21 protein-coding genes are annotated in these 26,464 nt (G+C 68.1%); 10 read left to right on the top strand and 11 right to left on the bottom strand.

What is annotated here, in order from left to right; all coding sequences use genetic code 11:
• Window positions 1-28: 28 nt before the first annotated feature.
• The 3 genes from ACFFJD_RS08005 to ACFFJD_RS07995 all read right to left on the bottom strand — a co-directional run bounded on the left by ACFFJD_RS08005 (window position 29) and on the right by ACFFJD_RS07995 (window position 5,319).
• Entirely contained in the window at window positions 29-367 is a 339-nt protein-coding gene (locus tag ACFFJD_RS08005; RefSeq protein ID WP_382362871.1) for a hypothetical protein, read from the bottom strand.
• 154 nt (window positions 368-521) lie between these two features.
• Window positions 522-3,707 carry a (Fe-S)-binding protein gene (locus ACFFJD_RS08000; RefSeq protein WP_382362869.1) on the bottom strand — a complete coding sequence of 1,062 codons (3,186 nt, stop codon included), beginning with the start codon at window positions 3,705-3,707 and terminating at the stop codon, window positions 522-524.
• Window positions 3,708-3,918: 211 nt separating this feature from the next.
• On the bottom strand, window positions 3,919-5,319 hold the full coding sequence (locus ACFFJD_RS07995) for a WS/DGAT/MGAT family O-acyltransferase (protein ID WP_382362985.1): 1,401 nt from the start codon (window positions 5,317-5,319) through the stop codon (window positions 3,919-3,921).
• Window positions 5,320-5,567: 248 nt separating this feature from the next.
• On the opposite strand from ACFFJD_RS07995, the gene ACFFJD_RS07990 reads away from it, so the two are divergent.
• From ACFFJD_RS07990 to ACFFJD_RS07980, 3 genes are all read left to right on the top strand, one after another.
• Window positions 5,568-6,002 (top strand): hypothetical protein, encoded by a 435-nt coding sequence (locus ACFFJD_RS07990; RefSeq protein WP_382362867.1) that lies wholly within the window; start codon window positions 5,568-5,570, stop codon window positions 6,000-6,002.
• A complete protein-coding gene (locus ACFFJD_RS07985; protein ID WP_382362865.1) occupies window positions 5,971-6,393 on the top strand; it encodes a hypothetical protein in 423 nt (140 codons plus the stop codon). Before ACFFJD_RS07990 ends, ACFFJD_RS07985 begins: the two co-directional genes overlap by 32 nt.
• A 79-nt stretch (window positions 6,394-6,472) precedes the next feature.
• Complete coding sequence (locus ACFFJD_RS07980; RefSeq protein ID WP_382362863.1) at window positions 6,473-7,072, top strand: SanA/YdcF family protein; 600 nt, start codon at window positions 6,473-6,475, stop codon at window positions 7,070-7,072.
• A 114-nt stretch (window positions 7,073-7,186) separates the two neighbouring features.
• On the opposite strand, the gene ACFFJD_RS07975 is transcribed toward ACFFJD_RS07980, so the two are convergent.
• Both ACFFJD_RS07975 and ACFFJD_RS07970 read right to left on the bottom strand, forming a co-directional pair.
• Complete coding sequence (locus ACFFJD_RS07975) at window positions 7,187-8,419, bottom strand: acyltransferase (RefSeq protein WP_382362861.1); 1,233 nt, start codon at window positions 8,417-8,419, stop codon at window positions 7,187-7,189.
• A gap of 87 nt (window positions 8,420-8,506) precedes the next feature.
• On the bottom strand, window positions 8,507-10,660 hold the full coding sequence (locus ACFFJD_RS07970) for an acyltransferase family protein (RefSeq protein WP_382362859.1): 2,154 nt from the start codon (window positions 10,658-10,660) through the stop codon (window positions 8,507-8,509).
• A 176-nt stretch (window positions 10,661-10,836) separates the two neighbouring features.
• On the opposite strand from ACFFJD_RS07970, the gene ACFFJD_RS07965 reads away from it, so the two are divergent.
• Window positions 10,837-11,964 (top strand): NDMA-dependent alcohol dehydrogenase, encoded by a 1,128-nt coding sequence (locus ACFFJD_RS07965; protein ID WP_382362857.1) that lies wholly within the window; start codon window positions 10,837-10,839, stop codon window positions 11,962-11,964.
• Window positions 11,965-12,020: 56 nt separating this feature from the next.
• On the opposite strand, the gene ACFFJD_RS07960 is transcribed toward ACFFJD_RS07965, so the two are convergent.
• The 5 genes from ACFFJD_RS07960 to ACFFJD_RS07940 all read right to left on the bottom strand — a co-directional run bounded on the left by ACFFJD_RS07960 (window position 12,021) and on the right by ACFFJD_RS07940 (window position 17,661).
• Window positions 12,021-14,003: a DUF2339 domain-containing protein gene (locus ACFFJD_RS07960; protein ID WP_382362855.1), complete on the bottom strand. Its 1,983-nt coding sequence runs from the start codon at window positions 14,001-14,003 to the stop codon at window positions 12,021-12,023.
• Window positions 14,004-14,103: 100 nt separating this feature from the next.
• On the bottom strand, window positions 14,104-14,754 hold the full coding sequence (locus tag ACFFJD_RS07955) for a response regulator (protein WP_382362853.1): 651 nt from the start codon (window positions 14,752-14,754) through the stop codon (window positions 14,104-14,106).
• Window positions 14,755-14,769: 15 nt separating this feature from the next.
• Entirely contained in the window at window positions 14,770-15,990 is a 1,221-nt protein-coding gene (macS, locus tag ACFFJD_RS07950; protein WP_382362851.1) for a MacS family sensor histidine kinase, read from the bottom strand.
• A 7-nt stretch (window positions 15,991-15,997) separates the two neighbouring features.
• Entirely contained in the window at window positions 15,998-16,795 is a 798-nt protein-coding gene (locus tag ACFFJD_RS07945; RefSeq protein WP_382362850.1) for a crotonase/enoyl-CoA hydratase family protein, read from the bottom strand.
• Window positions 16,792-17,661: a fumarylacetoacetate hydrolase family protein gene (locus tag ACFFJD_RS07940; protein ID WP_382362848.1), complete on the bottom strand. Its 870-nt coding sequence runs from the start codon at window positions 17,659-17,661 to the stop codon at window positions 16,792-16,794. Before ACFFJD_RS07940 ends, ACFFJD_RS07945 begins: the two co-directional genes overlap by 4 nt.
• 328 nt (window positions 17,662-17,989) lie before the next feature.
• On the opposite strand from ACFFJD_RS07940, the gene ACFFJD_RS07935 reads away from it, so the two are divergent.
• The 5 genes from ACFFJD_RS07935 to ACFFJD_RS07915 all read left to right on the top strand — a co-directional run bounded on the left by ACFFJD_RS07935 (window position 17,990) and on the right by ACFFJD_RS07915 (window position 23,974).
• Complete coding sequence (locus ACFFJD_RS07935; protein ID WP_382362846.1) at window positions 17,990-19,399, top strand: HNH endonuclease signature motif containing protein; 1,410 nt, start codon at window positions 17,990-17,992, stop codon at window positions 19,397-19,399.
• A 376-nt stretch (window positions 19,400-19,775) separates the two neighbouring features.
• The gene (dnaK, locus tag ACFFJD_RS07930; RefSeq protein ID WP_382362844.1) at window positions 19,776-21,626 is read left to right on the top strand and encodes a molecular chaperone DnaK; all 1,851 of its coding nucleotides are present in this window, start codon (window positions 19,776-19,778) and stop codon (window positions 21,624-21,626) included.
• On the top strand, window positions 21,623-22,195 hold the full coding sequence (gene grpE, locus ACFFJD_RS07925) for a nucleotide exchange factor GrpE (protein WP_382362842.1): 573 nt from the start codon (window positions 21,623-21,625) through the stop codon (window positions 22,193-22,195). The genes dnaK and grpE overlap by 4 nt, the downstream gene beginning before the upstream one ends.
• A gap of 144 nt (window positions 22,196-22,339) precedes the next feature.
• On the top strand, window positions 22,340-23,533 hold the full coding sequence (gene dnaJ / locus ACFFJD_RS07920) for a molecular chaperone DnaJ (RefSeq protein WP_382362840.1): 1,194 nt from the start codon (window positions 22,340-22,342) through the stop codon (window positions 23,531-23,533).
• Window positions 23,534-23,602: 69 nt separating this feature from the next.
• Entirely contained in the window at window positions 23,603-23,974 is a 372-nt protein-coding gene (locus tag ACFFJD_RS07915) for a heat shock protein transcriptional repressor HspR (RefSeq protein ID WP_382362983.1), read from the top strand.
• Window positions 23,975-24,040: 66 nt separating this feature from the next.
• Here ACFFJD_RS07915 and ACFFJD_RS07910 read toward each other — a convergent pair whose 3' ends face one another.
• Entirely contained in the window at window positions 24,041-25,201 is a 1,161-nt protein-coding gene (locus tag ACFFJD_RS07910; protein WP_382362838.1) for an FAD-binding oxidoreductase, read from the bottom strand.
• Window positions 25,202-25,307: 106 nt separating this feature from the next.
• Here ACFFJD_RS07910 and ACFFJD_RS07905 point away from each other — a divergent pair, with 106 nt between their 5' ends.
• Entirely contained in the window at window positions 25,308-26,447 is a 1,140-nt protein-coding gene (locus ACFFJD_RS07905) for an amidohydrolase family protein (protein WP_382362836.1), read from the top strand.
• The last annotated feature ends 17 nt before the right edge of the window (window positions 26,448-26,464 follow it).

Genomic DNA, 26,464 nt, shown 5'->3' with positions numbered 1-26,464 from the left:
CGCGGCCGCACGGCACCGGAGGCCGGGGTTAGGCGATGCCGCTCGCGAGCAGGAGGGCGATGGCGCCGGCGGCGACCAGCAGCGAGACGATGAACTCGAGAATCCCCCCGAGGTCGAGCGCGCCTGCGATGAGGCCGCCGAGCAATGAGCCGATGAGACCGGCGAGGATGGTCATCATCCAGCTCATTCCGCTGGTGCCGCGAACCAGGAGCCGCGCGAGACCGCCGAGGACGAGGCCGACGACCGCGGCGACCAACAGCGACCAGCCCCAGCCGACGATGGTGCCGAATCCGAGCACCGCCAGCACGACGATCACCAGCAGGACCCAGAAGGCGACGGACAGAGTGCGTCGTTCGTTCACAGCCATGGGACCGGACTTTACATGGCCGCGACCGCTGCCATCCCCGTTCCCGCTCCGGAGCCGGGGGCTTCGGCAGCCGGGGTGGCGACCACCGTAGCCATCGGAGAGATGCAAACGGTCCCGCACTCGAGGTGAATGCGGGACCGCCTGCGGTTGTCTCCTACTTGCCGGGGCGCTTCTTGCCCGCGGCCATTCCGAAGCCCTTGGCCTTGCCCGCGGTGCCTTCGGTGGTGGCAGCCTCGGGAGCGGCGGACGCAGGTGCCGCCGGAGCCGGCGTTGCTGCGACCGGGGTTTCCGCGACCGGGGTCTCTGCGACCGGGGCTTCTTCGACCGGAGCTTCCGCTGCCGGTGTCGCCGCGGCCGGAGCCTTCGGTGCGCCCGGCTTCTTGATGCCCGGCTTCTTCAGGCCACCGGCCATGCCGAAGCCCTTGGCTGCGCCCTGCGTGGCCGCGGTGGTGACCGCCTCGGCCGACGCCGCAGCGGGGGCCTCCGTTGCCGGGGTTTCCGCGACCGCGGCCTCGGCAGCGGGCGCCTCGGCTTCCGGCGCGGGAGCTGCGGCAGCAGGCTTCGGTGCGCCCGGCTTCTTGATACCCGGCTTCTTGAGCCCGCCGGCCATGCCGAAGCCCTTGGCCTTGCCCTCGGTCGACGCGGTGGTGGTCACACCCGACTCGGCCGTCTCGGCGGTCGACGCAGCCGGTGCCGCGGGTGCTGCTGCGGCCGGTGCTGCGGCGGCGCCGGGCTTCTTGATTCCACCCGGCTTCTTGAGGCCGCCGGGCTTCTTCAAGCCGCCCTTGACCGCCAGGCCGCCTTCGGCCGGAGCTGCGGTCTCGGCTGCCGGAGCTGCGGCTGCGGGGGCAGCGGCGCCGCCGGGCTTCTTCAAACCGCCAGGCTTCTTCAGACCGCCCTTCGGTGCCAGGCCACCGGCCGCGGGCTTGGGCGCGCCGCCGCCGGAAGCCGGAACCGCCGCCGGTGCGGCGACCGCTGCGGCCGGGGCCGCGGCCTTCACCGGTTCGGGCTCAGGCTCGGGCTTGGCCACATGCTTCGGGCCGTGGAACGCCGTGCCGCGGGTGATGTCGTCGAGCTGGCCGCGCTTGACGCCTTCCAGAATCATCTGGGCGACGTCGACCACCTCGATCTTGTCTTCCTGCTCGGTGCCCGCGGTCTGGGCGTCGACACCGTCGGTCAGCATGACGCGGCAGAACGGGCAGCCCGTGGCGATCAGCTTGGTGTCGTCCTTGGTCGGCGTGGCGGCCAGCGTGTCGAGCGCTTCGTCGACGCGGTCGACGTTGATGCGCTTGCCGATCTGCTCTTCCATCCACATCCGGGCGCCGCCGGCACCACAGCACATCGAGCGCGAGCCGTGGCGCGGCATCTCGGTGAGGGTCGAGCCGGAGGCCTCCATCAGTTCGCGCGGGGCGTCGTAGATGGTGTTGTGGCGGCCTAGGTAGCACGGGTCGTGGTAGGTCACTTCGCGGCCGCCGACGGGCGCCACCGGAACCAGGCGCTTCTCCCGCACCAGGCGGTTGAGCAGCTGGGTGTGGTGGACCACCTCGTACTGGCCGGCGCTCGCCTGCCCGTCACCGAGCTCGGCGACCTGCGGGTACTCGTTGTAGATGGTGTTGAAGCAGTGCGCGCAGGTCACGACGATCTTCCGGCGCTGAGCCGGCGCGGTGCCGAACAGCTCGTTGAAGGTCTCGATGTTCTGCTGCGCCAGCATCTGGAACAGGAACTCGTTGCCCGCGCGGCGAGCCGAGTCGCCGGTGCAGGTCTCGCCCTGGCCGAGGACCATGAAGTCGACGGCGGCGATGTTCAGCAGTTCGGCGACGGCCTTGGTGGTCTTCTTGGCGCGGTCCTCGTAGGCGCCGGCGCAGCCGACCCAGAAGAGGTACTCGTAGCCTTCGAACGACTCGACGTCCTGGCCGTACACGGGAACGTGGAAGTCCAGTTCGTCGATCCAGGCGGTGCGCTGGGCCTGGTTCTGGCCCCACGGATTGCCCTTGTTCTCCAGGTTCTTGAACAGGCCGGCCAGTTCGGTCGGGAAGTCCGACTCGATGAGGACCTGGTAGCGGCGCATGTCGACGAAGTGGTCGATGTGCTCGATGTCCACCGGGCACTGCTCCACGCAGGCGCCACAGGTGGTGCAGCTCCACAGGGCTTCGGCGTCGATCACGGCGCCGGTGAGGCCTTCGGACTCGCCGACCAGCTTGCGGTCGGCAGCGGCGCGCGCAGCCTCGGGGATCTTGGCGAGCTTGGCCTCGTCGGGATTGCCGTCGGCGTCGAGCAGGCCGATCTCCTCGCCGCCCATGTCCTTCTTGCCGCCGGCGATCAGGTAGGGCGCCACGTCGAGCGCCTGCTCACGCAGCGACATCATCATCAGCTTGGGCGACAGCGGCTTACCGGTGTTCCAGGCCGGGCACTGGCTCTGGCAACGACCGCACTCGGTGCAGGTGGTGAAGTCGAGCAGGCCCTTCCAGCTGAAGTCCTCGATCTTGCCGGCACCGAACGAATCATTGTCCGGGTCGGCGTTGTCCATGTGCAGGACCTTGCCGTTCGACATCATCGGCTTGATGGCGCCCAGCGCGGGGCCGCCGTCGGTCTCACGCTTGAACAGGATGTTCGGGAACGCGGAGAAGCGGTGCCAGGCCACGCCCCAGTTGGCGTTGAGACCGACCACGGCGAGCCAGATCATGCCGCTCATCAGCTTCACGACGGCTGCGGCGGTGACCCAGTAGGTGGAGGAGCCGTCGAAGAGTTCGGCGAAGTAGTGGGTGAAGAACGACGTCCAGACCGGCGGGTTCTCCAGGCCGGACGAGATCTTGAAGGTCTTGACGAAGATCATGCCGAGGCCCTCGATGAGGACGACGATCTCCACGAAGTAGGCGGCGCGGAAGTCCGAGCCCGAGAAGCGCGAGAGACGCTTGGGCAGACGCGGGTGGTTGAGCTGGCGAATGATCATCAGCGTCGTGATGCCGATGACGGTGCCGAGGCCGAGGATCTCGTCCGCGAAGATGTAGACGTTCCAGCTGCCGATGACGGGCCAGTGGAAGGCCGGGTTGAAGATCTGTCCGTAGGCTTCGAACCAGAAGATCGCGCCGATCAGGAAGCCGAACATCACCAGCCAGTGGGCCCAGCCGACGGTGCGGAACTTGGCCATGCGCGTGTGTGCGACGAACTCGACGAGCATGGTCCACAGTCGGGCGATCGGGCTCGCGAAGCGGGTCTTCTCTACCTTTTCGCCCTGCGCGATCGTGCGAATGATCCGTCCAGCGCCGCTGATGAAGAGCGCCCAGCAGACGAGACTGATAGCGACGGCGATGGACCCGATCACAACCGTTGTGGTCGTCACTGGAGTACCGGCCTTTCTTGAGGTCGTACTGTGACCGGTTCCGCGATGCGGGCAGCAGCGACGGAGCCGGACTGTTATTCGTTGGCTAACCTTCTTGGGCTAACCGTAAAGGTTGCACCCGGTTCGGCGCTGCCAAGGTCTACCTAACTCGGCAGGTGGGACGAGGGTACGGGCGATGTTACCAGCGAGTAATAAGCCGGGCCAGTTGAAATCAGGCGTCCGGCTTGATCGACGGGATCTCTTCGAGCTCGGTGAGTGCCGTCTCGAGGTGGTCGAGGATCCGCTGCAGGCGAGGCAACTGGGCGCGGGCGCCGATGATGCCGAAGTTGGCCTTCCCCGCGACGGTGGTCATGGTGATGTTCATGGCCAGGCCCTCCATCGGGATGGAGACGGGGTAGCAGCCGTCGAGCTTGGCGCCGTTCCAGTACAGGGCCTCGTCGGGGCCGGGGACGGTGGAGACCATCAGGTTGAAGCCCCGCGGAGTGAAGTTCACAAAACCCGGTACCGGAGCGAACGCCAGCGGCCACACGTTGGCGGCGCCCAGTGCGAGCGACTGCAGCGGCTTCAGCCCGCGTACCACGTCCTTGGCCGTGGAGGTGGACGCGACGATCTCGCGCAGACGCTCGGCGGGATCGGCGACGTCGGTGGCCATTCGGGCCAGGATCGCGGTGATGGCGTTGCTGGCCTCGTCGCCGTCGGTGTGCAGCGACACCGGCTGGCAGACGTGGAGGGACTCGTCGGGGAGTGCTTCGTTGTCCTCGAGGTAGCGCCGCAACGCGCCGGAGCACATCGCGAGCACGACGTCGTTGAACGTGATGCCGTGGTGGCGGGCCACCGCGCGCAGTCGTTCGGTGGGCCAGTCCTGTGCGGCGAAGCGTCGCGCCGAACCGATCGGCACATTCAGCAGGGTGTCCGGCGCCATCTGCATGGGGGCGACGAAATCGTGGTTCAGCACGCCGGTGGCGGCCACCTTCGCGGCAGCGGGCACCACGCCGACCAGTTCGTCGGCCATTTCCAGCGCCGAGCCCACCGCGCCGGTGACTCGGGAGAGCAGGCCCGGCTTGGGCGCGGCGGCGCGGCGCTCCTTGCGTGGGCGGCGCACCAGCTGGTTGTCCCAGAACGCGGTGCCGGTGCGGTCGTCGGGGTCGGTGGTCAGGGTGCGCTGCAACATGCGCAGCGCGGTCACGCCGTCGGCGAGGGAGTGGTGGATCTTGTTGTAGAGAGCGACGCGGCCGTCGGCCAGCCCCTCGATGATGTGGACCTCCCACATCGGGCGTGACCGATCGAGCAGGGCACCGTGGTTGAGCGAGACGTAGCGCAGCAGATTCTTGATCTCGCCCGGGCGCGGCAGGATGATCCGCCGCACGTGGTAGTCGAAGTCGATGTCGTGAGCGTGCTGCCAGGCCGTGTAGCCGGCGAGGTTTGCCGGGCTCGCCGGGCGCTTGAGGAAGGTGTCCTGAATATCGGTGGCCGCGATGAACTTCTCATGGATCTCTTCGGCCAGCTCCTCGGAGGTCTGACCGGCGCGCGGAATGAACAACTGCAGACCGCCGACGTGCATCGGCTGGTCGCGGGTCTCCGCGATGAGAAACATTGATTGCGTCACCGGCATGTACTGCACAGAACGCCTCCCCTCCGTTTGGTCGTACTGGCGAGTACAGACCGGCTCACTGAATCCCCTTCAGTGTGTCAGGTGCCATATCGGGGGTGGAGTTGGGTCGGGCCCGACAGTGGGGCCGGTTCTGTCGGCGGCGGTGAGCGCTTTCCGGAGGAACGCGGTAGATGCCCGTTTATTGCGATTGCAAGCTAATGTTTGCGATTGGGACGGGGACCCCGCTGACTCTGAAGGACCGAGAACACATGGCCACTTCGTTGAATCGTAAGAATCGTCGTCGAAAGAAAGCCGCCGCGCTGGTCGCCGTGGGCGCCTCCGCGACCCTGCTCGCCGGCGGGCTGGTCCCCGCGCAGTCGAACGCCACCGTGGTGCCGGGTGTGGCGACGTGTACCCCCGGTGGGGTCGATGGGGCTTGGCTGCTTCCGGCCAGCGCGGATTGCCAGAAGGCCGACCCCGCGCTCATTGCCACGGTGGGCGATGCGCTGCTCGGCCTCGTCATGCCGAACCTGGGGATCTCCCTGGGAACTTTCAACGGTGCGTTGGCGACGGCAGGCCTGGAGCTCAACCTTGTCCTCATCGGCGGAAATGTCATCATTCCGGGGCACGCCTCGATTGCCGGCACGGGCGGAGGGAGCCGCCGACCTGCTGGTGGGCAAGTTTGTTCCGAAGTTCGGCAGTGACCTCGTGCGCATCTCCTTCGACGGCGGCACGCCCAAGGTCGAGTCGGATCTGCCGGACTTCATCGGCAACCTCCTCGATCAGAACTCGGCCGGCTCCCCGGTGCTGGGCTTGCGGGATCTGGACCTGGACCCGGGCGACGTGCAGAGCGTGTCGGGTTACGGGATCGGTGGTGGCGAGGCCGGTGCGGGCGGCGACGCGAACACCGATGACATCCAGTTGAGCGACGACTCCGGGTCGGCCGGCGACCCGGCGCCGGTCGTCGTTCCGGAAGCGTCGGCCGCGCCGAGCCCGGCCGGTGACGTGAGCCAGAGTTCTTCGAGTGACGGCCCCAGCCCGGTCGACTCCGATCAGGGCGGGGGTGCCGGCCTCGACCTCGAACCGGCGCTGTAAGTAGGTTTCTCCGCAGGACTCTCGGCCCGCTCGCCCCGTGCGAGCGGGCCGAGGTCTGTCCGGGGCTACCGTGAAGCGTGTGCGGAAGCGGTCGGTGGCGTGGTGGGGTGTGGCCCTCGTATCGCTGATCGTGGTGGTGACCTCGGCGTGGACCCTGTGGGCGGCGCGCGGACGGGTAGTGGAACCGGGCCGGCTGCCCGCGCAGGCGCCCACTACGCTGATCGTGCTCGGCGCTAAGGCCGCCGACGGTGTACCCGGCACCTACCTGCGCAACCGGCTTGACGTGGCCGTCGAGCTGTATCGCACCGGGCGCGTGGAGCGAATCCTCAACTCCGGCAACGACAGTGACGACGCCGGCCGGGAAGTGCGCACCATGCGTGCCTATCTCGAGGCCGCGGGCGTGCCCGCGGAGGTGATCGTCGATGATCCGATCGGGATGAACACCGCGGCCACCTGCCGTCGTTCGGCGGAAGAGTTCGGGATTCGCCGGGCGTTGATCGTGACTCAGGGGTTCCACGTCGGCCGCGCGGTCGCACTGTGTCGGGCCGAGGGGATCGACGTGACCGGCGTGATCGCGCCGTGTGCGGGGTGCACCCGACTTTCGTTGGCGCGCAACTACTTACGAGAAGCGCTGCTGTCGCGTCCGCGTGCCCTGCTCAACGCCGCCGGAGTCGGCTGAACGATAGGTGCTGGTAGAAGGAACTTTCTGCTGCAATAGTTGCTGTCCGTCGATCGGGCGATTGTCGAGGTGTCAACGAGACACGCGAGCGGGTCGAATGCCGTGCGGAGCGTGTCAGATCTGCCAGCGGAAGGGCAGACGCGGCCGGCCGGTCAGGTAGATCGAACCGGGCAGGCGTCGCAGCACCTCCACGACGGCGAGGGAGATCCCGATGGTCAACACGAAGGTGACCAGCGTGCCCCAGGGCTGGCCCAGCGCGTGCACCAGCGTCGGCTGGCCGTCGGTCTTGGCGCGCAGCAGGAAGAACAGCACCAGCACGTGCACCAGGAACACCGGGAAGCTGCGATTGGACGCGTAGGCGACGGCCTTGGCGAAGCGCGGTGAGTAGGGCCGGATGTTCGCCGACCAATGCCGGCCGAGGGCGTAGATCGACAGCGCCGCCACCACCAGCCACGGCAGCAGGGTCACGGCGAACGCGCTGTCGTTGCTGTGCACGGTGCCGCCGACGAAGGCGTCGTACAGGTAGAGCCCGACGGCGAAGGCCCCGGTGCCCACGAGGGCCAGGCCCAGCCAGCCGCCCTTCCCGGTGATCCACTCGTCGAAGCGTTCCCGGTGGGCGGCCGCCACGGCGCCGGCGATGATGAAGAACTGGTACGGGATGAAGGTCGCGTAGTGATGCCACCACCAGCTCGTCCACTCCGCGGGCGGCGTCCAGTAGGTGATGATCGCGAACACGGCGGCCTGCAGCGCGAAACTGACGGCCAGGAGCGCGCCGTGGTGGCCGCGGGTCTTCTGCACCAGCCATCGGATCGCCGGGAACAGCAGGTACACCTGCAGCATCACGATCAGGAAGTACAGGTGGAAGCCCGCGGTGCCCCAGCGCAGGTGTAGCCAGAACTCGTTCAGGCTGGTCGGGACGTCGCCGAGCCTGCCGTAGGACCACATGCCGATGACCACCCAGTACACCGCCGACCACAGGATGTACGGCAGGATCACCAGCTTCATGCGCCGTCGCCAGAACGAGACCGCGCGGAAGTCGTCGCGGCCCTGGTACTGGTACATCAACACGAACCCGGTGAGGGCGAAGAAGATGTTGCGCGTCGCGTGGAACAGCAGCGCGGTGCCGTTGGTCCCGATGTTGTTCATCTCATCGGTCGTCTGGGTCAACGTGTGGATGAAGATGACCAACGCGAAGGTGGTGGCGCGGATCAGGTCGATCTGGAACAGGTACGGCCGCTTGGCGGTCACCGGAGCGGCCCCGGTGCTCGTCGGCGATGCCGAGGCCGCCGTCGCCGAGGGCCCCGAGGGCGACGGCGCGGTGCTGGTGCGGGCGTCAGTAGTCGTCATAAGCAAGAGGAGCGCGCTGGCTCGCCGGACACGCTAACAGGCGAACCTGGCAACGACCTGTGTTGCGCGGACCGGTGGTGACCGGGGTCACCACCAGCCGGTGGCGCGCTGGATGTCCTTCTCCAGGTAGGGGATCAGGCTGCGGACGAACGCCGTGGTCAGATGGTGTCGGTCGTGCCAGACGAGGATGTTGCCCACCACCGCCGGGCAGTACGTGTCGTTGCACACCGCGTTCGAGTAGTCGATGAACGTGATGTTCGGGAACTCGGCGGCGATCTGCTCGGTGGGGCTCACCTCCGACAGCATGCGATCGCGTGCGACACCGCAGACATTGGGGCTACGGCCGTCGGCGATACAGGCCGGCGGCTCCATCGGCGGATCCATGCCCCACGGCGTGTCACGGACCGCGATCACCTTCTGGCCGCGCTCGCGGAACTGCTCGAAGATGTCCAGGTAGCCCTGCGGCACGTAGTCGCCCGGCTCGGCGCCCGGGATCGGTCGCGTACTCGTGGTGAACACGATCTCCGGCTTGTCCACGGCCAGCCGTTTCATGACGTCCTCGACCCAGTCCTGGCACTCGGTGAGCTTGCGGCCCTGGTATTCGACGACGGCTTCGGTGCTCAGTGCGCAACCGGCCTTCATGTAGGTGGTCACGCGGAAACCGTGCCGCTTGCCGAGTTCGTCGATCGCGGTCATCCAGTGCTCCGAATGCGAGCCGCCGACCACGGCGATGGTGCGGGTGGCCGTCGGATCGCCGTAGACGCCGACCTTGATCGACAGGTCGCCGAAGTTGCTGAAGTGCGGCCCGTGGCTCAGCGGCCAATCCTCGGCGGCCGCTTCCGGCGACGGGACCGGCGGGATCGCAGGCACCGGAACGGCGTCCATGAAGGCGCGGGCGCCGGGGTAGAGGCGCGGATCCAGGTTGCTGGTGTCGACCTGCATCGAGGCCGCCCGGGCCTGCCAGTAGGTGGCGCTGCTCCCGGCGAAGACGGTCAGTGCCACCACGATGATCGTGAGGATGCGGCGGTACTGCACCGAGAAGCCCTTGCCGCGACCGGCGCGCAGCGGCGTCTCGATGTACTTGGTGCACAACCAGGCGATCAGCACCGACAGCAGCAGGATGCCTGCGCCCTCGAGGAACGACACCCGGTCCTTGAAGCGCCAGGTCAGATAGAAGATCAGGATGGGCCAGTGCCACAGGTACAGCGAGTAGGCGATGGAACCGAGCCACACGATCCAGGGGTGGGCCAGCACCTTGCCGCCGAGCGAGAGGTCGGCGCCGGGTACCGGATGGCGTGCGGTTCGCGACGAGCCCACCCAGATCAGCAGCACCGTCGCGCCCACGGGCACCCACGCCATCGCGCCGGGGTACTGCTCGACGCCGGCGATCCAGATACCCGACGTGGCGATCAGTGCGACACCGACCACGGTCAGGAGGGTGCGCAGCCACTGGGGCATCGGCAGGCGCGGCATCCAGATGGCCAGCAGGCCGCCGACCAGCGGCTCCCAGAGGCGGGCGACGGTGTCGTAGTAGTTGAACGGCTGGTTGATGCCGTGGCGGTAGTTGGCCCATGCGAAGGACACGACGGCCACCGCGAGCAGGGCCAGGCCGACGACCCAGGCGATGGTGGTGCGACGACGCAGGATCTCCCAGCGGCGTGCGCCCAACTTGAGCAGGCCGCCCAAGGCCAAGGCCACGAGCAGGGTGAGTAGGAAGAACTGGCCCTGCATCGACATCGACCACAAGTGCTGGAGGGGGCTGACCGCGGAGTCGGCCGCGCCGTAGTCCTGCGACGAGAAGGCCAGCAGGTAGTTCTGGTAGTACAGCGCCGAGGCGACGATCTCTTCGCCCAGCGGACCCCAGCGGGTGGTCGGCATGATCCACCAGATCATCACCGCGGCGAACGCCAGGAGGATGAACAGGGCGGGCAGCAGGCGCAGCAGCAGTCGCTTGAGGCGCGGCCACGGGTTGATCGCCCGGTTCCAGCTCACCTCCGGCGACGTCGAATTGGTGACGTGCTTGAGCAGCGACGCGATGAAGAAGTATCCGGACAGGGTCAGGAAGACGTCCACACCGCCGGAGACCCGGCCGAACCATACGTGGAACACCGCCACCAGGAAGATGGCGACACCCCGCAGTCCGTCGAGGTCGAGGCGGTACCCGGAAGTGTTGCCGGTGGCCGCGTCTTCGTTCGGCGTCGGGGGTTCCGTCGCCAGTGCTCGTCTGTGTTTCGCTGCCACGTCTTCCCAATGTAGACACCTTGACGCGTAAGACCCACATCCACACGCCGTGCTCGGACATCTCGGACACCGTCAGTTCGACGAAAACCACTCGCTTTTCTGTGACGCGGGACACCATCGAGGGCAGGCGGTGTCCCCCGCCCGAACCACCAACACTGAGCGATGAGGAAGTGCGAATGAAGACCAAGGCCGCAGTCCTGCACGGAGTGAACGAGGAGTGGACGATCGAGGAGGTGGAACTCGGCGACCCGGTGGCGGGCGAAGTGCAGGTCAAGCTGGTGGCGTCCGGACTGTGCCACTCCGATCACCACCTGCGCACGGGGCAGAGCCCGGCACCGTTCCCGGTGGTCGGCGGGCACGAGGGTGCGGGCATCGTGGTCAAGGTGGGGCCCGGTGTGACGCGTTTCGCCGAGGGCGACCACGTGGTGACCGCCTTCATCCCCGCCTGTGGCGTGTGCGGGCCGTGTTCTCGTGGTCAGCAGAACATCTGCGACGAGGGTGCGGGCTTGCTCACCGGGCTGTCGATCGCCGACAAGACCCATCGGGTTACGACGGCCGACGGCGTGGGCCTGACCCAGATGTGCCTGCTGGGCACCTTCTCGCCGTACATCACCGTGAACCAGGCCTCCCTGGTCAAGATCGAGGAGGACATTCCGCTGCGCGAAGCCGCACTGCTCGGCTGCGGCGTCGCCACCGGTTGGGGTTCGGCCACCGAGATCGGTGGAACCAAGGTCGGTGACACGGTGGTGATCGTCGGCATCGGCGGTGTGGGTATCAATGCGGTGCAGGGTGCGAAGGCCGCGGGTGCACGCCACGTGATCGCCGTGGATCCGGTCAAGTTCAAGCGGGACATGGCCGAGAAGCTGGGGGCCACCCACACCTTCGAGTCGATGGAGGCCGCGACCCCGGTGGTCGGCGAGCTCACCTGGGGCACGATGGCCGACACGGTGGTTCTCACCGTCGGGGAGATCAAGGGCGAATACATCGCGCCGGCGATGGCGATGGCCGGCAAGGGCGGTCAGGTGGTCGTGGTCGGCATGGGCGACTACGCCGCGATGGATGTGAAGTTGAACCTGTTCGAGCTGACCCTGCTGCAGAAGCGGGTGCAGGGCGCGATCTTCGGCGGGGCCGGGCCGCGTACCCAGGTGCCCAAGCTGCTCAACGAGTATCGCGCCGGACAGCTGAATCTCGCCGACCTGGTGACGCAGACCTACAAGCTCGAAGACATCAACCGGGCCTACGACGACATGCTCGAGGGCAACAACATTCGCGGCATGGTGGTCTACGACGAAACGGACTGGTAGCAGCATCACGTGATGGCCGGTTCCCCCGGAAGGGAGAACCGGCCATCAACGACCCCTCAGCGGTGTTTTTGCGGTGTCACCGAAACCGGTATGTGGACGACCGGAATGGGTCCGGTCGGGGGATCCTCGTAGGAGGAAGGTCGGGAGTCGGCGGCCTCGTCCTCGAGGCTCTGGGCGTAGGCCACGCCCAGACCCAGCAGGACCAGTCCGACGACGATGAAGGCAAGCACCCGGAAGATACCGTCGAGTGCCGACAGGTCGAACAGGAACAGCTTGCCCACCGCGGTGGCGAGCACCAGCAGTCCGGAGGTCATCGCCAGGGCGCGGTTGGTGCCGCGCAGGCGGCGTGCCCACATCAGCCCGGCACCGCCGGCGACGGCGAAGATGACCGTGGCGCTCAGGTGGCCGCTGCGGAAGCCGGCGTCGCTGCCGCCGGTCACCAGCGCGGCCGAGGCGACGCAGACGACGTTGATCAGGGCCAGCGCGATCAGGCCGCCGACGCAGGCGATCGTGGTGGCCGCCGAACCGCTGGCCTGATGGAACCAGGACCAGCCCAGCGTGGTCACCGCGGCCAGCGCGAGCAGTGACGCGGTGAAGACGAGGGTCCGGTGCGGTGCGTCGAGCCAGTCGGCGTCGGTCAGTGCCATGACCGCGCGAGGGAAGATCGACAGCAGCCCGGCGCAGAGGGCCACCGTGCCGAGTACGCGGTACGACGCGACGAGGTCGGACCCGAAGCACGAGACCAGACCGAGTGCGAGCGCCCCGCCGAGGAGACCGAGCGGCAGCCAGTCGGCGCCGCCGAAGACCGCCGCGGCTCCGAGGGCGGCGACGGCGGCGCCGGTCAACCAGACCGTGCGGGCGCCGACGGTGGTGCGGATCGGAGCGGCACCGGCCAGCGTCAGGACCAGCAGCGCGGCGGAGATCCCGACCAGCAGCAGAGCGGCCGGGGCCCGATCGAGGACGAGGTCGCCGCCGAGAATCGGGAAGAGCGGCAGCAGACTGATCAGTGCCACCGCGACCGGCGCTCCGGTGCTGCGCAGCAGGATGACGGCCGAACCGGCGGCCAATGCGAAGGTGACCGCCGCACCGATCACGAATTGCGCGGTGGGCAGTTCGATGCCACGGCTGAGCAGCAGCAGGAGAGGTACGACGGTGGCGACGGTGTTGACCGCGAACAGCGCGGTCCAGTCGCGGCCGATCTGGACGGCCAGCGCGGCAGCCGCGTACACCAGGAGGAACACCAGCAGCGTCAGGTCCGCGCCCTGCGACAGGAACGGGGCGAGCAGCGCCAGGCCGGTGCCGACGGCGAGGCCGAGCGGCTGGCTGTCCCACCGGGCCGCCAACAGGAAGCCGACCGCGGCGATCGCCCCGGCCAACACGAGCGCGGCGATGGTCGGGAGCCAGTGGTAGAGATTCGTCGCGGCCAGGACGCAGAACAGCGCCGCCGCGATACCGGTGGCCACCAGGGCCGCGGCCGCGGAGCGTTTGGCCGGGGAACGGCCGACCAGTACGCCGGCGCCGACGAGGGCGGCCGCCAGGAGGGTGCCGCCGGCGACGCGAACCTCGGCGGCCAGCAGACCGGCCTGCGCGGCCAGCACCAGCAGCAACACCACGCCGATCAGGGTGATGGCCACGCCGGCGAACGCGAGGACCTTGCCGAGCTGTCCACCGGCGCTGGCCGCGGTGAGGCGGCTGGGTGCGGGGGCGGGAGCCGGAACCGGTCGGAACGGCGGCGGGGTGAAGACGGGAGGAGCCGCGTGCGCGGCGCCCGTGGCGTACTGCAACTGCGGGATTCCGGCCGACGGGGCGGTGGCGATACGGTTCTTCGGCGGGACCGGACGAACCGGCGCGGGCTGGGCGGCAGCGGGCGGCGAGAGGGGAACGGAGGCGACCGGAGCCGCGGTGTCGAGAGAAGACTGAGGGAGCGCATCGGCCAGGTCGGCGACCTGCGCGGAGACCCGGGTGAGGCGCGCTGCGAGATCGGCCAGCTCGTCGTTGATCTGTGCGACGGCGGCCACCGGGTCCGGTGCTGCGCTCATGCCTCCAGTGTGCTGGCCGACGGCTGCGCGGGCATGCGCACAACTACCTAGATGCCCTAGGTGTAAGCGCCCCGATCTGCGCGAATGGCGCCCTCGAGCGTCAGGAGAGGCCGTTCTCCATCGCGTAACGGGCCAGTTCGACCCGGTTCCCGAGCTGGAGTTTGCGCAGCGCGGCACCGACGTGGTTCTCCACGGTGCGCGGACTCAGATGCAGCCGCTCGGCGATCTGCTTGGAGCTCAGGCCCTTGGCCACCCAGCGCAGCACCTCGGTCTCGCGGTCGGTGAGCGCCGGGGCCTCGGTGGTCGGCTCCTTCGCCAGACGCCGATACTCGCCCAGGACCAGGCCGGCCAGCCCGGGCGTGAAAACGGTCTGACCGGCCGCGGTGGCCTGCACCGCGGCCACCAGCTCGGTACGGCGGGCGCTCTTGACCAGGTAGCCGGTGGCACCGGCCTTCACCGCGTCGAGGACGTCGTCCCGTTCCTCGGAGGCGGAGAGCACCAGAATCCGGGAGTTCGGGGACACCGCGAGCGTCCCGGCGGTGGCCTGCGTGCCGGTCCCGTCGGGCAGGTGCATGTCCATGAGGATCACGTCGGGGGTCACGGCGCGTGCGACCTCGACGGCGCGTGCGACGGAATCCGCGGTGGCGACCACGTCGAAGCCTTCGTCGGTGAGGTCGCGGCTGACGCCGTCGCGCCACATGGGGTGGTCGTCGACCACCATGACGCGGACCGGAGCGGTGTCGTCGGTCATGTTGCGGTGCCCTTCCTATGCCGTGGGTCCGGGGCCGTCGGCCGGGGCCGTCAACTCCCATTCTGTGCCTGCGCCGGGCGCAGATTTCAGTGAAACCGAGCCGCCGAGCGATTCCACCCGACCGATGATGGCTTGGGTGATGCCCATGCGTCCCTGCGCCGCGGCTTCCTCGAGCCGACCCGGAGCGATGCCGCAGCCGTCGTCTCGCACGCTCACCACCACTTCGTCGTCCAGGTCCTCCAACAGCACGAAGCTGCGTGCGTCCGGGCCGGCGTGGAAGCGCGTGTTGTCGAGGATGTTGTGCACCGCGGCCAACAGTTCCTCGCCGGTGAGGGCGCCGACCACCACGGGATCGGCGGGGGTGCTCACCGACACCGAGTCGGCGGCGAGGGCCCGCAGGGCGGGCCCCAGATCGAGGGAACCGGAGGGCGGAACGGCAGGCTCGGCGGGGGTCTCGGCGATGAGCCGGCGCAGTTGTCTTTCCTGGGTGGCGGCGAGTTCGGCCAGTTCGGCGGTCGGTCCGCCGATCTCCTGGCCGCGTCGTGAGATGAGGGCCAGCGTCTGCAGGACGCCGTCGTGCACGTGGCGGGCCAGCCGATCGCGTTCCTGAGCCTGGGTGGCCACGCGCATCGCCACGGACAGCTGCGCATGGTTGATGCGGGCCCGGGAAGCGGCCAGGCCCAGCGCCATGCCCGCGACCACCAGCAGCAGGAACGTGGGGTTGCCGAGGTTCATGAAGACTTCGCCCTTGACCACGAAGTTGACCGCGCCGATCAACACCCCGGCTGCCGCGCCTGCCCAGGTGCCGCCGAGGACGGCGGCCGACAGCAGGGCGCTGGCACACCACAGTGTGGTCGGCCACGTCTGGTTGTTCGCGATCCAGTCGGCGTCGGCCACCAGGAAGGTCGACAGCATCGCCGCGATGAAGACGGCGAACTCGGCGCCGATGCACCACCAGCGGCGGCCGGGACCCAGCAGGTAGCCGGCGGCGAGGAGCAGGTTGGTGCCGGTGAGCAGGGTGAAGAGAACCCACGCGACGGCGGGTCGGCTCAACTCGTCGTTGATCGTGATGTTGAAACCGAGCGCGTACAGGAAGCCCAGCAGCCGAAAGATCTGCGCCCCGCGCCAGAGCGCGCCGACCGGGTCGTCGTCGACGCGGTTCCGCCACGAGGTGGCCGGGAACATTCCGTCTAACGCCGAAGTGGCGTCGGCGGAGAAGATCCTGCGGTTGCGCATGGCGGACTCAGAACTGGCGGTCGGTGAATTCGGGAGCGGACTTGCTCATCCCGGCCTTGCGGGCGGCGGCGTGGTTACGTCCGGTCAGCAACCGGACCTGCAGGGCCTGCTCCACCGGGAACGAGAGACGCGAGCCGTTGTACCAGGTCTGTTCGAACAGGGCCTTGGACGCGGCCACCGCGTCGGGCGAACGCTGCGCGACGGCGGCGATCAGTTCGTCGGCGGCGGCGAACGGATCGTCGGCCACGCCGCTGACCAGTCCCCACTCCAGGGCCCGAGCCGCGTCAAAGGTCTCGCCGGTCATCGTCAGGCGCTTGGCGATGTCGATCGAGGTGAGCTGGGCGATGCTCGCCGACAGAGACATGTCGGGGATCAGTCCCCAGCGGGCCTCCATGATCGAGAAGTCGGCATCTGGGGCGGCGAGTCGGAAGTCCGCGCCCAGGGCGATCTGCAGTCCGCCGCCGTAGCAGTGGCCGGTGACCACCGCGATCACCGGCACCGGAACCGAGCGCCAGGCCCAGCCCGCGGCCTGGAAGTTGTTGGCCGCCGTGCGGCGTTTGGGCACCAGCGCTCGCAGGATGCGGTTCCGCTGGTCGGCCGTCGAGGCGAAGTCGAGACCCGAACTGAACGACGACCCTTCGCCGGCGATCACCACGGCGCGCAGGGATCGGTCCTTGGCGGCTCGATCTGCCAGGCGGGCCAGCTCGTCGATCATGTCCAAGGTGAGGCCGTTGAGCTTGTCCGGCCGGTTCAGACGGACGTGTGCGACGCGGTCGCGGACCTCGTAGGTCACCTGGTCGGTCATGAGGCGACGACCGTGTTGCGGCATTCGCCGATGCCCTCGATGGCGGCGACGACGACCTGACCGGCCTTCAAGTGCCCGTCGGCGCCGTGCCGGTGACCGGGCGTGACCGGGCTGCCGGTGGCGATGACGTCGCCGGGGGAGAGCTGCATGAATCGGGAGACGCGGCGGACCACGTGCACGGGATCGAAATGCAGATCCGTGGAGTGACCGGACTGCCGTTCGGTGTCGTCGATGGTGGTGGAGAGGTTCACCTGCGGCTTGAGTCCGCCGGGCAGTTCGTCCGGGGTCACCACGTACGGACCCATCGGGGTGGAGCGGTCCCAGACGTCGCCGAGCGCCCACTCGTCGGTCTCGAACGCCACGCTGCGGTCGGCGACGTCGTTCATCACCGTGAAGCCGGCGATGGCCGCGGCCGCCTCAGCGTCGTCGGCGTGGCGCACGGACTTGCCGATGACGATGGTCAGTTCCACGGCGGCGTCCAGGGCGTGCGCATCGGCCGGCGTGACGATGGGATCGTTCGGCCCGATCAGGCTGCTGGAGAACTTGGTGGACAGGCGAGGGTGTTCGGGCACGCTGAGGCCGAGGAACTTGAAGTGCTCGCCGTAGTTGTGCGCCACGCAGACCACCTTTTCCGGATCCAGGATCGGCGGCGCGAAGTCGGCGGTGTCGGTCGCATAGGCGGTGCCGTCGGTGACGGCAGCGGCCTTGGCGAGGCCGTCGGGGTCGTCGAGGAGTGCCCGCACATCGGCGTAACCGAGGTCGACCAGCTGCGACTGGCCGTCCTTCTCGATGCGCTTGACGGCGCGGGTGGTGTTCCCGAGGCGGATGGTGGCCAGGTACATGGCTGCTCCTTCGTCGTCGGCCACGCGATGGTGACCGGTGCCCGTATTGCCGGTTCCATCATCCCATCGACCGCCAGTGGACATGCTGCGGGCTTGCGAAGTCTGGGCGAGGGTCCTCGTCGACGGAAGAAGTGCGGGCCGATCATGCGATCGGAGCCGTCGCCGGTGTTGAGCGGCAACCCGAAAATGATCATAGAACTATTGTGCCCTTATTGAGTGAGGTATATCATAGAGGTTGAGGAAGGGGTTGATGGTCCCGAACTCACGGAACATGAGTGGCCACGTGGCTGATCGTCGCTGGCTCGACCGGTTCCATCGCTATTGGCTTCTCGCAACCTGAGGAGTGGGCGTCATGGACGCAGTAACTCTCACCGCCTTCGCCGATCTGCTTAGCGATGACCTCACTATCCACGCTGATACCGACATTGCTGGTCCGGCCAGCCTCGGGCAGTTCTTGACTCGGGCGCGGGCGGTGGACGACGACCGGGAACTCCTGGCCGTGGCCGTGGCGGTTCTGCGGTTGCGCAATGTGGCCGACTATTCGGTGGCCGCGGCGTGCGTCGCGATGGAACGCGTGGGCCTGCCGGCCCGGAAGCATGTGCGGTCGGGCGCGGCGATTCTCGCCGAGCTCGGGGCGGCACCGGCGGTGGCCTATCGCGCGGCGCGGCTCGGGCAGGCGATGTCCGACGAGAACCTGGTCGCGGTAGTTCGTGGTTTGCGTGATGGTGCGGTGTCGGCGGAACACGGCGATGCCGTGGCTTCTGGCCTCGGTCATGTGTCCGGTCGGGTGGATCTGTCCGACGACGATCGCCGGAAGATCGTGCACTCGTTGATTGTGCAGACCTCGCCGGCGCGGGTGCGAGAGAAGGCCCGGGCCTGGGCGATCAAACTGGCACCGGCCGAGGGCGACGATGTTGAGGATGGGTACGTGCCGGTCGCCGAGCGCGACGACCTCAATGAGATGACCCTCAACCGCACGGACGACGGCCGCGTCGCGGTGACGATCGACTTCGACATCGTGGCCGCCGAGGAACTCAGCGCGGCGCTGGATCCGCTCACGCGGCCCGTGCCCGAGCCCGACGGTTCGTCCGATCGGCGGTCGGCCAAGCGGCGCCGAGCGGATGCGATGGCTCAGGTGATCCGCACGTATCTGTCTCATTCCGAGCGTCCCGAATCCGGCGGAGTCTTGCCGCACGTCACCTTGTCGGTACCGGCTGCGGTGGTGATGAATGGGCAGGTGCTCGATTCCGGCGCGGGACTTGGTGCGCGGCAGACGATTTCGATCCCGATGTCTGAGGACGAGACTGCCGTGCCGTGGCTGGGATTCGGTGGACCCATCTCGGCGCGCACGGCGGAGTTGATCATGTGCGAGGCGTCCGTGGCCTTGGCGCTGCTCGACGAGCACGGTGTGCCGTTGAACGTGGGCCGGGAGAAGCGGCTGTTCACCCCGGGTATCCGCAAGGCGCTGGTCCTACGGGACCGTGGTTGCGCCTTTCCCGGTTGCGGTGTTCCGCCATCGTGGTGCGACGGGCACCACGTCGACCATTGGGGACACGGCGGAGTGACCAGCTTGGACAACGGTGTCCTGCTCTGCCGCCGGCATCACACGGTGATCCACCACGGTGGGTGGGAAGTGTTCATTGGTCGTGATCGGCAGCCGTGGTTCGTGCCGCCGGCCGATCCGGAGCATCCGAAGCGTCGTCGTGAACCGATTCGATCGAATGCGCGACGGACCTTGACCTTGTCAGCCAGCGCCGCGTGAGGCGCGTGAAACCAGTGTCGGGAGCGGTTCCCGGCGCGATGCGTTATTTGAAAATTTCATAGTGTGGGCCTGTCATTGGGCAGGTCTGGGTGGTCACGGGGACCGCCCAGGCCCCCGCCACCTCCGGTCGTGTGAGTAGGATCACTGCAAACTTCAGTGGAATCGACTCAATTCTGGGAACATTCCCGACGGTGTTGAAGTTGAACCGATCGAGAAACCTGAGTGACAGGGGCTCAACTAAGGTTGACGGGGCTCGATCTCGCGACTATCAGTTGAGTCTGAGGCGCTGAGGTTTCGTGGATAACCCCTACAGACCCCAGGCCGTCTGGCCGGAAAAGACAAGCGGCTCGCTGAGCCGGAACGAGGAGGAACACACATGTCACGTGCTGTCGGAATCGACCTCGGCACCACCAACTCCGCACTCTCGGTGCTGGAAGGTGGCGAAGCCGTTGTCGTCACCAACGCAGAGGGTTCGCGCACCACGCCCTCGGTTGTCGCTTTCGCGCGCAACGGTGAGGTGCTGGTGGGTCAGCCCGCCAAGAACCAGGCCGTCACCAACGTCGACCGCACCGTCCGTTCGGTCAAGCGCCACATGGGCGACACCGACTGGTCGGTGGAGATCGACGGTAAGAAGTACACGCCGCAGGAGATCAGCGCTCGCACGCTGATGAAGCTCAAGCGCGACGCCGAGGCCTACCTGGGCGAGGACGTCACCGAGGCGGTCATCACCGTGCCGGCCTACTTCAATGACGCGCAGCGTCAGGCCACCAAGGAAGCCGGCCAGATCGCCGGCCTCGAAGTGCTCCGCATCGTCAACGAGCCGACCGCTGCCGCCCTGGCCTACGGCCTGGACAAGGGCAGCAAGGAACAGACCATCCTGGTCTTCGACCTCGGTGGCGGCACCTTCGACGTCTCGCTGCTGGAGATCGGCGACGGCGTCGTAGAGGTGCGGGCCACCTCGGGCGACAACGAACTGGGCGGCGACGACTGGGACGAGCGCGTCGTGAACTGGCTCGTCGACAAGTTCAAGGCCAGCTCGGGCATCGACCTGACCAAGGACAAGATGGCGATGCAGCGCCTGCGCGAGGCCGCGGAGAAGGCCAAGATCGAGCTGTCCGCTTCGCAGAGCACCACCATCAACCTGCCGTACATCACCGTCGACGCGGACAAGAACCCGCTGTTCCTGGATGAGACCCTCTCGCGCAGCGAGTTCCAGAAGATCACCCAGGACCTGCTGGACCGGTGCCGCAAGCCGTTCGAGGCGGTCATCGCCGACGCCGGCGTCAAGATCGACGACATCCACCAGGTGGTCCTGGTCGGCGGCTCCACCCGTATGCCCGCCGTCTCGGAGCTGGTCAAGGACCTGACCAACGGTCGCGAGCCGAACAAGGGTGTGAACCCGGACGAGGTCGTCGCCGTGGGTGCGGCCCTGCAGGCCGGCGTGCTGCGCGGTGAGGTCAAGGACGTGCTGCTGCTCGACGTGACCCCGCTGTCCCTCGGTATCGAGACCAAGGGCGGTGTCATGCACAAGCTGATCGAGCGCAACACCACCATCCCCACCAAGCGCTCGGAGACCTACACCACGGCCGAGGACAACCAGCCGTCGGTGCAGATCCAGGTGTACCAGGGTGAGCGCGACATCGCGGCCCACAACAAGCTGCTCGGCAGCTTCGAGCTGGGTGGCATCGCGCCTGCGCCGCAGGGTGTCCCGCAGATCGAGGTGACCTTCGACATCGACGCCAACGGCATCGTGCACGTCACCGCGAAGGACAAGGGCACCGGCAAGGAGAACAGCATCCGGATCCAGGACGGCTCCGGTCTGTCCAAGGAAGAGATCGACCGGATGGTCAAGGACGCCGAGCTGCACGCTGAGGAAGACCGTCAGCGTCGCGAGGAGGCCGAGACCCGCAACCAGGCCGAGTCGCTGGTCCACCAGACCGAGAAGGTGCTGAAGGACAACGAGGACAAGGTTCCGGCCGAGGTCGTCTCCGACGTCAAGGCCGCCGTGGACGAGGCCAAGGAAGCGCTCAAGGGCACCGACTCGGCAGCGATCCGCAGCGCGATCGAGAAGCTCTCGGAGCGTTCACAGGCGATGGGTCAGGCGATCTACGCCAACGCTGAGTCCGAGGCGGGCGCAGGAGCCGCGGAAGGCGCCACGAGCGCAGGCAACGACGACGACGTCGTCGACGCCGAGGTCGTGGAAGATCCCGCGGACGAGCAGAAGTGACGCAGCCGGGCGGCGCGGACGGCACCGAACCGACCGTTGACGCCGTGACCGACGAGTCCCTGACCGATGAGACCGCGACCGCGGTGGGGGCCGAGGAGGCCCCCGCCGCGGAGGCGGCAGAGAATTCGCAGGTAGTGGAGCTGACCGAGGCGCTGCAGCGCGAGCGGGCCCAGTTCGTGAACTTCCGTCGGCGCAGTGCCGAGGAGTTCGCGCAGGCGGCCGCGAGCGGACGCCAGAAGCTGGTCGACAAGCTGCTGCCCATCCTCGACGATCTCGATCGTGCGCGTGAGCACGGCGATCTCGTCGACGGACCGCTGAAGGCCTTCGCCGACAAACTCGGCGACGTCCTGACGGGCGAACAGCTGGTGAAGTTCGGAGAATCGGGCGACACCTTCGATCCGGAACTGCACGAAGCGATCCAGAACGACGCCACCGGCGCCGAGCTGGTCCTCGGGCAGGTCTATCGATCCGGATACCGCTTGGGTGACAAGGTGATTCGCCACGCGATGGTCACCGTCACCGACCCCGCGCCGGAGGGCGGCGACGCCCCGACAGCGGGCGGCGCATAGCGAGCCACGCGGGACCGGCAGCGAGCGATCGCGCCGGTCCCGCCGTTGGCGCCGGTGCCACAGACACAGACTTTCCGTCCGGCCAACCGCCGGGCGAGCAGCACAACTTTCCTGAACTATGGAGAACCAAGGAGGTGACGAAGGATGGCGGTGCAACGCGAATGGCTCGACCGTGACTTCTACTCCGATCTGGGCGTCGCTTCGGACGCGTCGGCCGGCGACATCAAGAAGGCCTACCGGAAGCTGGCGGCACAGCTGCACCCGGACCGGAATCCCGGTGACAGCGCGGCCGAGGAACGCTTCAAGAAGGTCTCCGAAGCCAACAGCGTCCTGTCGGATGCGGACAAGCGCAAGGAGTACGACGAGGCCCGCGCACTCATGTCTAGCGGACGTTTCCGCGCGGACGGTGCCGGGGGCTTCGGCGGCGGCTACACCACGACCGGCGGTGCCGGAGGCTTCGACCTCGGCGACCTGTTCGGCGGCGCAGGTGGGGGCGGCATGGGCGGCTTCGACCTGGGCGATCTCTTCGGCGGCGGCGGTGGCCGCACTCGGGGACGGGCGCGGACGCAACAGCAACCGCAACGGCCCCGGCGAGGCAACGACCTGGAGACCGAGACCACCCTGGCGTTCCGGGACGCGGTCAAGGGCAACACGATCAGCCTGCGGGTGACCAGTCCGTCGCCGTGCACCACCTGCCACGGCAGCGGTGCCAAGCCCGGCACCAGCCCGCGGACCTGCACGTCGTGCAACGGCACCGGCTTCCTGCAGCGGGATCAGGGACACTTCGGCTTTGCCGAACCCGATCCCGAATGCCAGGGCACCGGCACCAAGATCGACGAGCCCTGCACCGACTGCTCCGGCAGCGGTATCCAGGTGCGACCGCGCACGATCAACGTGAAGATTCCGGTCGGCGTCGAGGACGGTCAGCGCATTCGGCTGACCGGTCAGGGCGAAGCCGGACGCCGTGGTGCGCCGTCGGGCGACCTGTACGTGACCGTGCACATCACCCCGGACCGCTTGTTCACCCGCAGCGGGCACGACCTGAAACTCGAACTGCCGGTGAGCATTTCCGAACTGGTACTCGGAGCCACGGTCTCGGTGCCGACCCTGGACGGTTCGGTGGGGGTCAAGATCCCGCCGAACACCGCGGACGGCCGGACCCTGCGCCTCAAGGGCCGCGGGGTGCCCAAGCGGGCCGGCGGCGTCGGCGATCTGCTGGTCACCGTGAAGGTGGCGGTGCCGCCGAAGCTCGACGACAACGCGGTCGAGGCCATGAAGGCGTACGCCGATGCCGAGCGCGCCTCGGGTTTCGACCCCCGGGCGGGCTGGGGGCGGTGATCGGTCATGCGCGATCGCGAGAGCAAACGCGCCGACCCGACGCCGCGGCGCTCGGAGCGTGAGAGCCGGATGGTGGGGGAGTCGGCCACCTTCCTGATCTCGGTGGCCGCCGAACTCGCCGGTATGCACGCGCAGACCCTGCGCACCTATGACCGGCTGGGTCTGGTGACCCCGGAGCGGACCAGCGGCGGCGGTCGTCGCTACTCGCAGAGCGACGTGGAACGCCTGCGCGAGATCCAACGACTGTCTCAGGACGAGGGCGTCAACCTCGCCGGGATCAAACGGATCATCGAGCTCAGCGACGAGGTGGCGGCCCTGCACCGGGAGGTGGAGGAGCTGTCCCGCCGTACCCGCGGCAACGGTCGCCAGGGCGAATTGGTTCACGTGGAACGGTCCAGTTCGGTGGTGCTGTGGCAGCCGCGGCGCCGTCGCGCCGAGTAGGCGGGTCCCACCCCAGAAACCCCAGGAACCCCAGAAGCCCTAGAAACCCCAGTACGGCCCCGTCGGTCAGTGTCGAGCGACGGGGTCGTGCTGCATCTGTTCGCTCGGTACGCCGGCCAGGCGCAGCCGCAGTTTGGTGGAGGTGACCATGTCCGGGGGGCCGGCGATGAGGACCTGACGGTCCGACCAGTCGGCGTAGCGGGCCGCGATGTCGCCGACCTTGCCGCGTGCGATCGACACACCCCATTGACCGGGGTCGACGGCGCCGCTGACCCACCACGGGTCGGTCGTCTCTTCCACCACGCCGGTGATGGTGAGCCACGGGTTGGTGGTGGCCACTTCCCGCAGCATGGCCAGGTCGTACAGCTCGCCGGGAAAACGGGCGCCGTAGAACAGGTGCGTCGGCGGCGAGTCGGCCCGGCGGGCCATCTCCAGCAGGATCGCGCGCAGCGGGGCCAAGCCGGTGCCGCCGGCCACCATGAGCACCGGCTGATCCGGCTCCACTCGCAGGCGGCCGTGTGCTTGCGCGAAGGTCCAGACGTCGCCGGGCGCGGTCTCGGACACGACCGCGGCGCTGAAGGTGCCGCCCGGCACCGCGCGCACGTGGAATTCGAGTTCGCCCGCGGGGTTCGGCGGAATCGCCGGGGACAGGTTGCGCCACAGGTGCGGCCACTGCGGGATCCGCGTCTCCAGGTACTGGCCGGCGTTGAGGGTCGGCACCGGATCGATCGCGGCCAGCCGCACCACCGCGCGTTCGCGGTTGATGGTGAACTTCTGCACCACGCGGGCGCGCCAGGTGGCCGGACCCTCCACGCTCTGCGCGGCGCCGCGCATCACGCCGGTGGTCATCAGCATCGCCTGGGCCACGGTTTCGGCAGACTCGGCGTTCCACTCGGTGCCCAGCAGCAGCGCCGATTCGGACACCAGGGCCTGCGCCATCTGGTCGTAGTGCGAATCGGTCACGCCGTACTTGCGATGATCCCGCCCCAGCTGAGCCAGCAGCTCGATCAGTTCCTCGTGGCCGGCGTCGCCGGGGAGGACGTCCAGCACGTGATCGAGGACGTCGACGAAGGCCTCGCGCACATGGCTCATGTGCACGGGGAACAGGTCGCGGACCTGCGGCGAATAGCCGAAGAGTCGGGCAAAGACCCTGTGCGCGAAGCCGTCCCGGTCCGCGTCGATCAAGTCGCGCAGCCGGTGCATCACCGGGGGCGTCGCTCCGCTCACGTTCGCTGCTCCTGGTAGGTCGAATAGTCGATTACTCAGAGTAGTCCCGTCGAATTCCGGGTGTCTCGGGGCGCGCGGCAACGACGGATATGGCAACCTGAATCACGTGTCGACCTTGGCTGGATGCGTCCCTGGGATCGTCGACGCCCATGTGAACTTCTTCGATCCGCGCACGCCGCCGTGGCGGCTGCATCGCATGGGACTGGTGCCGACGCCGATCCTGCGTGCCCTCCCCGATCCGCTGCTGCGCTTGACCTCGCGAATCAACGACGAGCACAGCTTCAGCGGCATCGCGGGACCCGGGCTGATGTCCTCTAGGTACCGGCTGCGCGAGTACGTCCGCGACACCGCGGGTCTCGCATCGGTGGCCGGGGTCCCGGTGGCCGCGGTGATGCCGGTCGATTCACAGTGGCGCCGACGAGTGTCGACCGCCGAAGCGCCGGACTCGATCGCCAAGGACATGCGGACGCTGCTGGAGTTGCCGTACGGCGCGGAGATGCCGGCCCTGGGCGGCGTGATCGTTCCCGGCGATGAGCGCATCGCCGGTCTGGGCGTGCGCGCGGTGCTCGACGAGGACGACGCCGGACTGATCCGCGGCGTGCGACTGCGTTGGGGGCGGCACCCGGACCCGTTTGTGCGGGATTGGAGCACCGAGCCGGATGCCTTGGCGTCGCCGACCTTCCGGAAGGCCTTCGCCCGGCTCGCCGACCGCGGCCTGGTGTTCGAATCGCTGTGTTACTCACACGAATTGGGCCAGTTGGCGGCACTGGCCTCGGAGTTTCCCGAGACGACGATCATCGTCGAACACCTGGGCCTGCCGGTGGGGGTCTTCGGTCCGATCGGCAGTTCGACGGGGGCCACCGCCGCCGCGCGGGCCGACATCCTCGCCTTGTGGCGCGAACGGATGTCCATGCTGGCCGCGCGCCCGAACGTGCTGGTCAAGGTCAGCGGGATCGCCTCGCAGCTGCTCGGCTACGGGGATCAGAAGTCGGGCAACATCGGCGGGCAGCACATTCTGGCCGACATGATCGGGCCGTTGGTACTGCACGTGGTGGATCGCTTCGGTCCCGAGCGGGTGATCTTCGGCTCGAATGCGCCGTTGGACAGCCACAACGCCACCCTCGGCGTCATCGTCGGCGCGCTCCTGGATGTGGTCAGCCCGCGCGGCAGCTATCTGCTGTCGCACCTGTTCGCCGAGAACGCCCAACGCGTGTACCGGATGCAGCTGCCCGATCCGACGGGCTGAGCGTCGTCAGTTCAGAC

This window comes from Gordonia phosphorivorans (genome assembly GCF_042432625.1).
GTDB classification, from domain to species: domain Bacteria; phylum Actinomycetota; class Actinomycetes; order Mycobacteriales; family Mycobacteriaceae; genus Gordonia; species Gordonia phosphorivorans.
The sequence above is the reverse complement of the archived record's forward strand: the minus strand, read 5'-3'. Positions and strand labels throughout refer to the sequence as shown.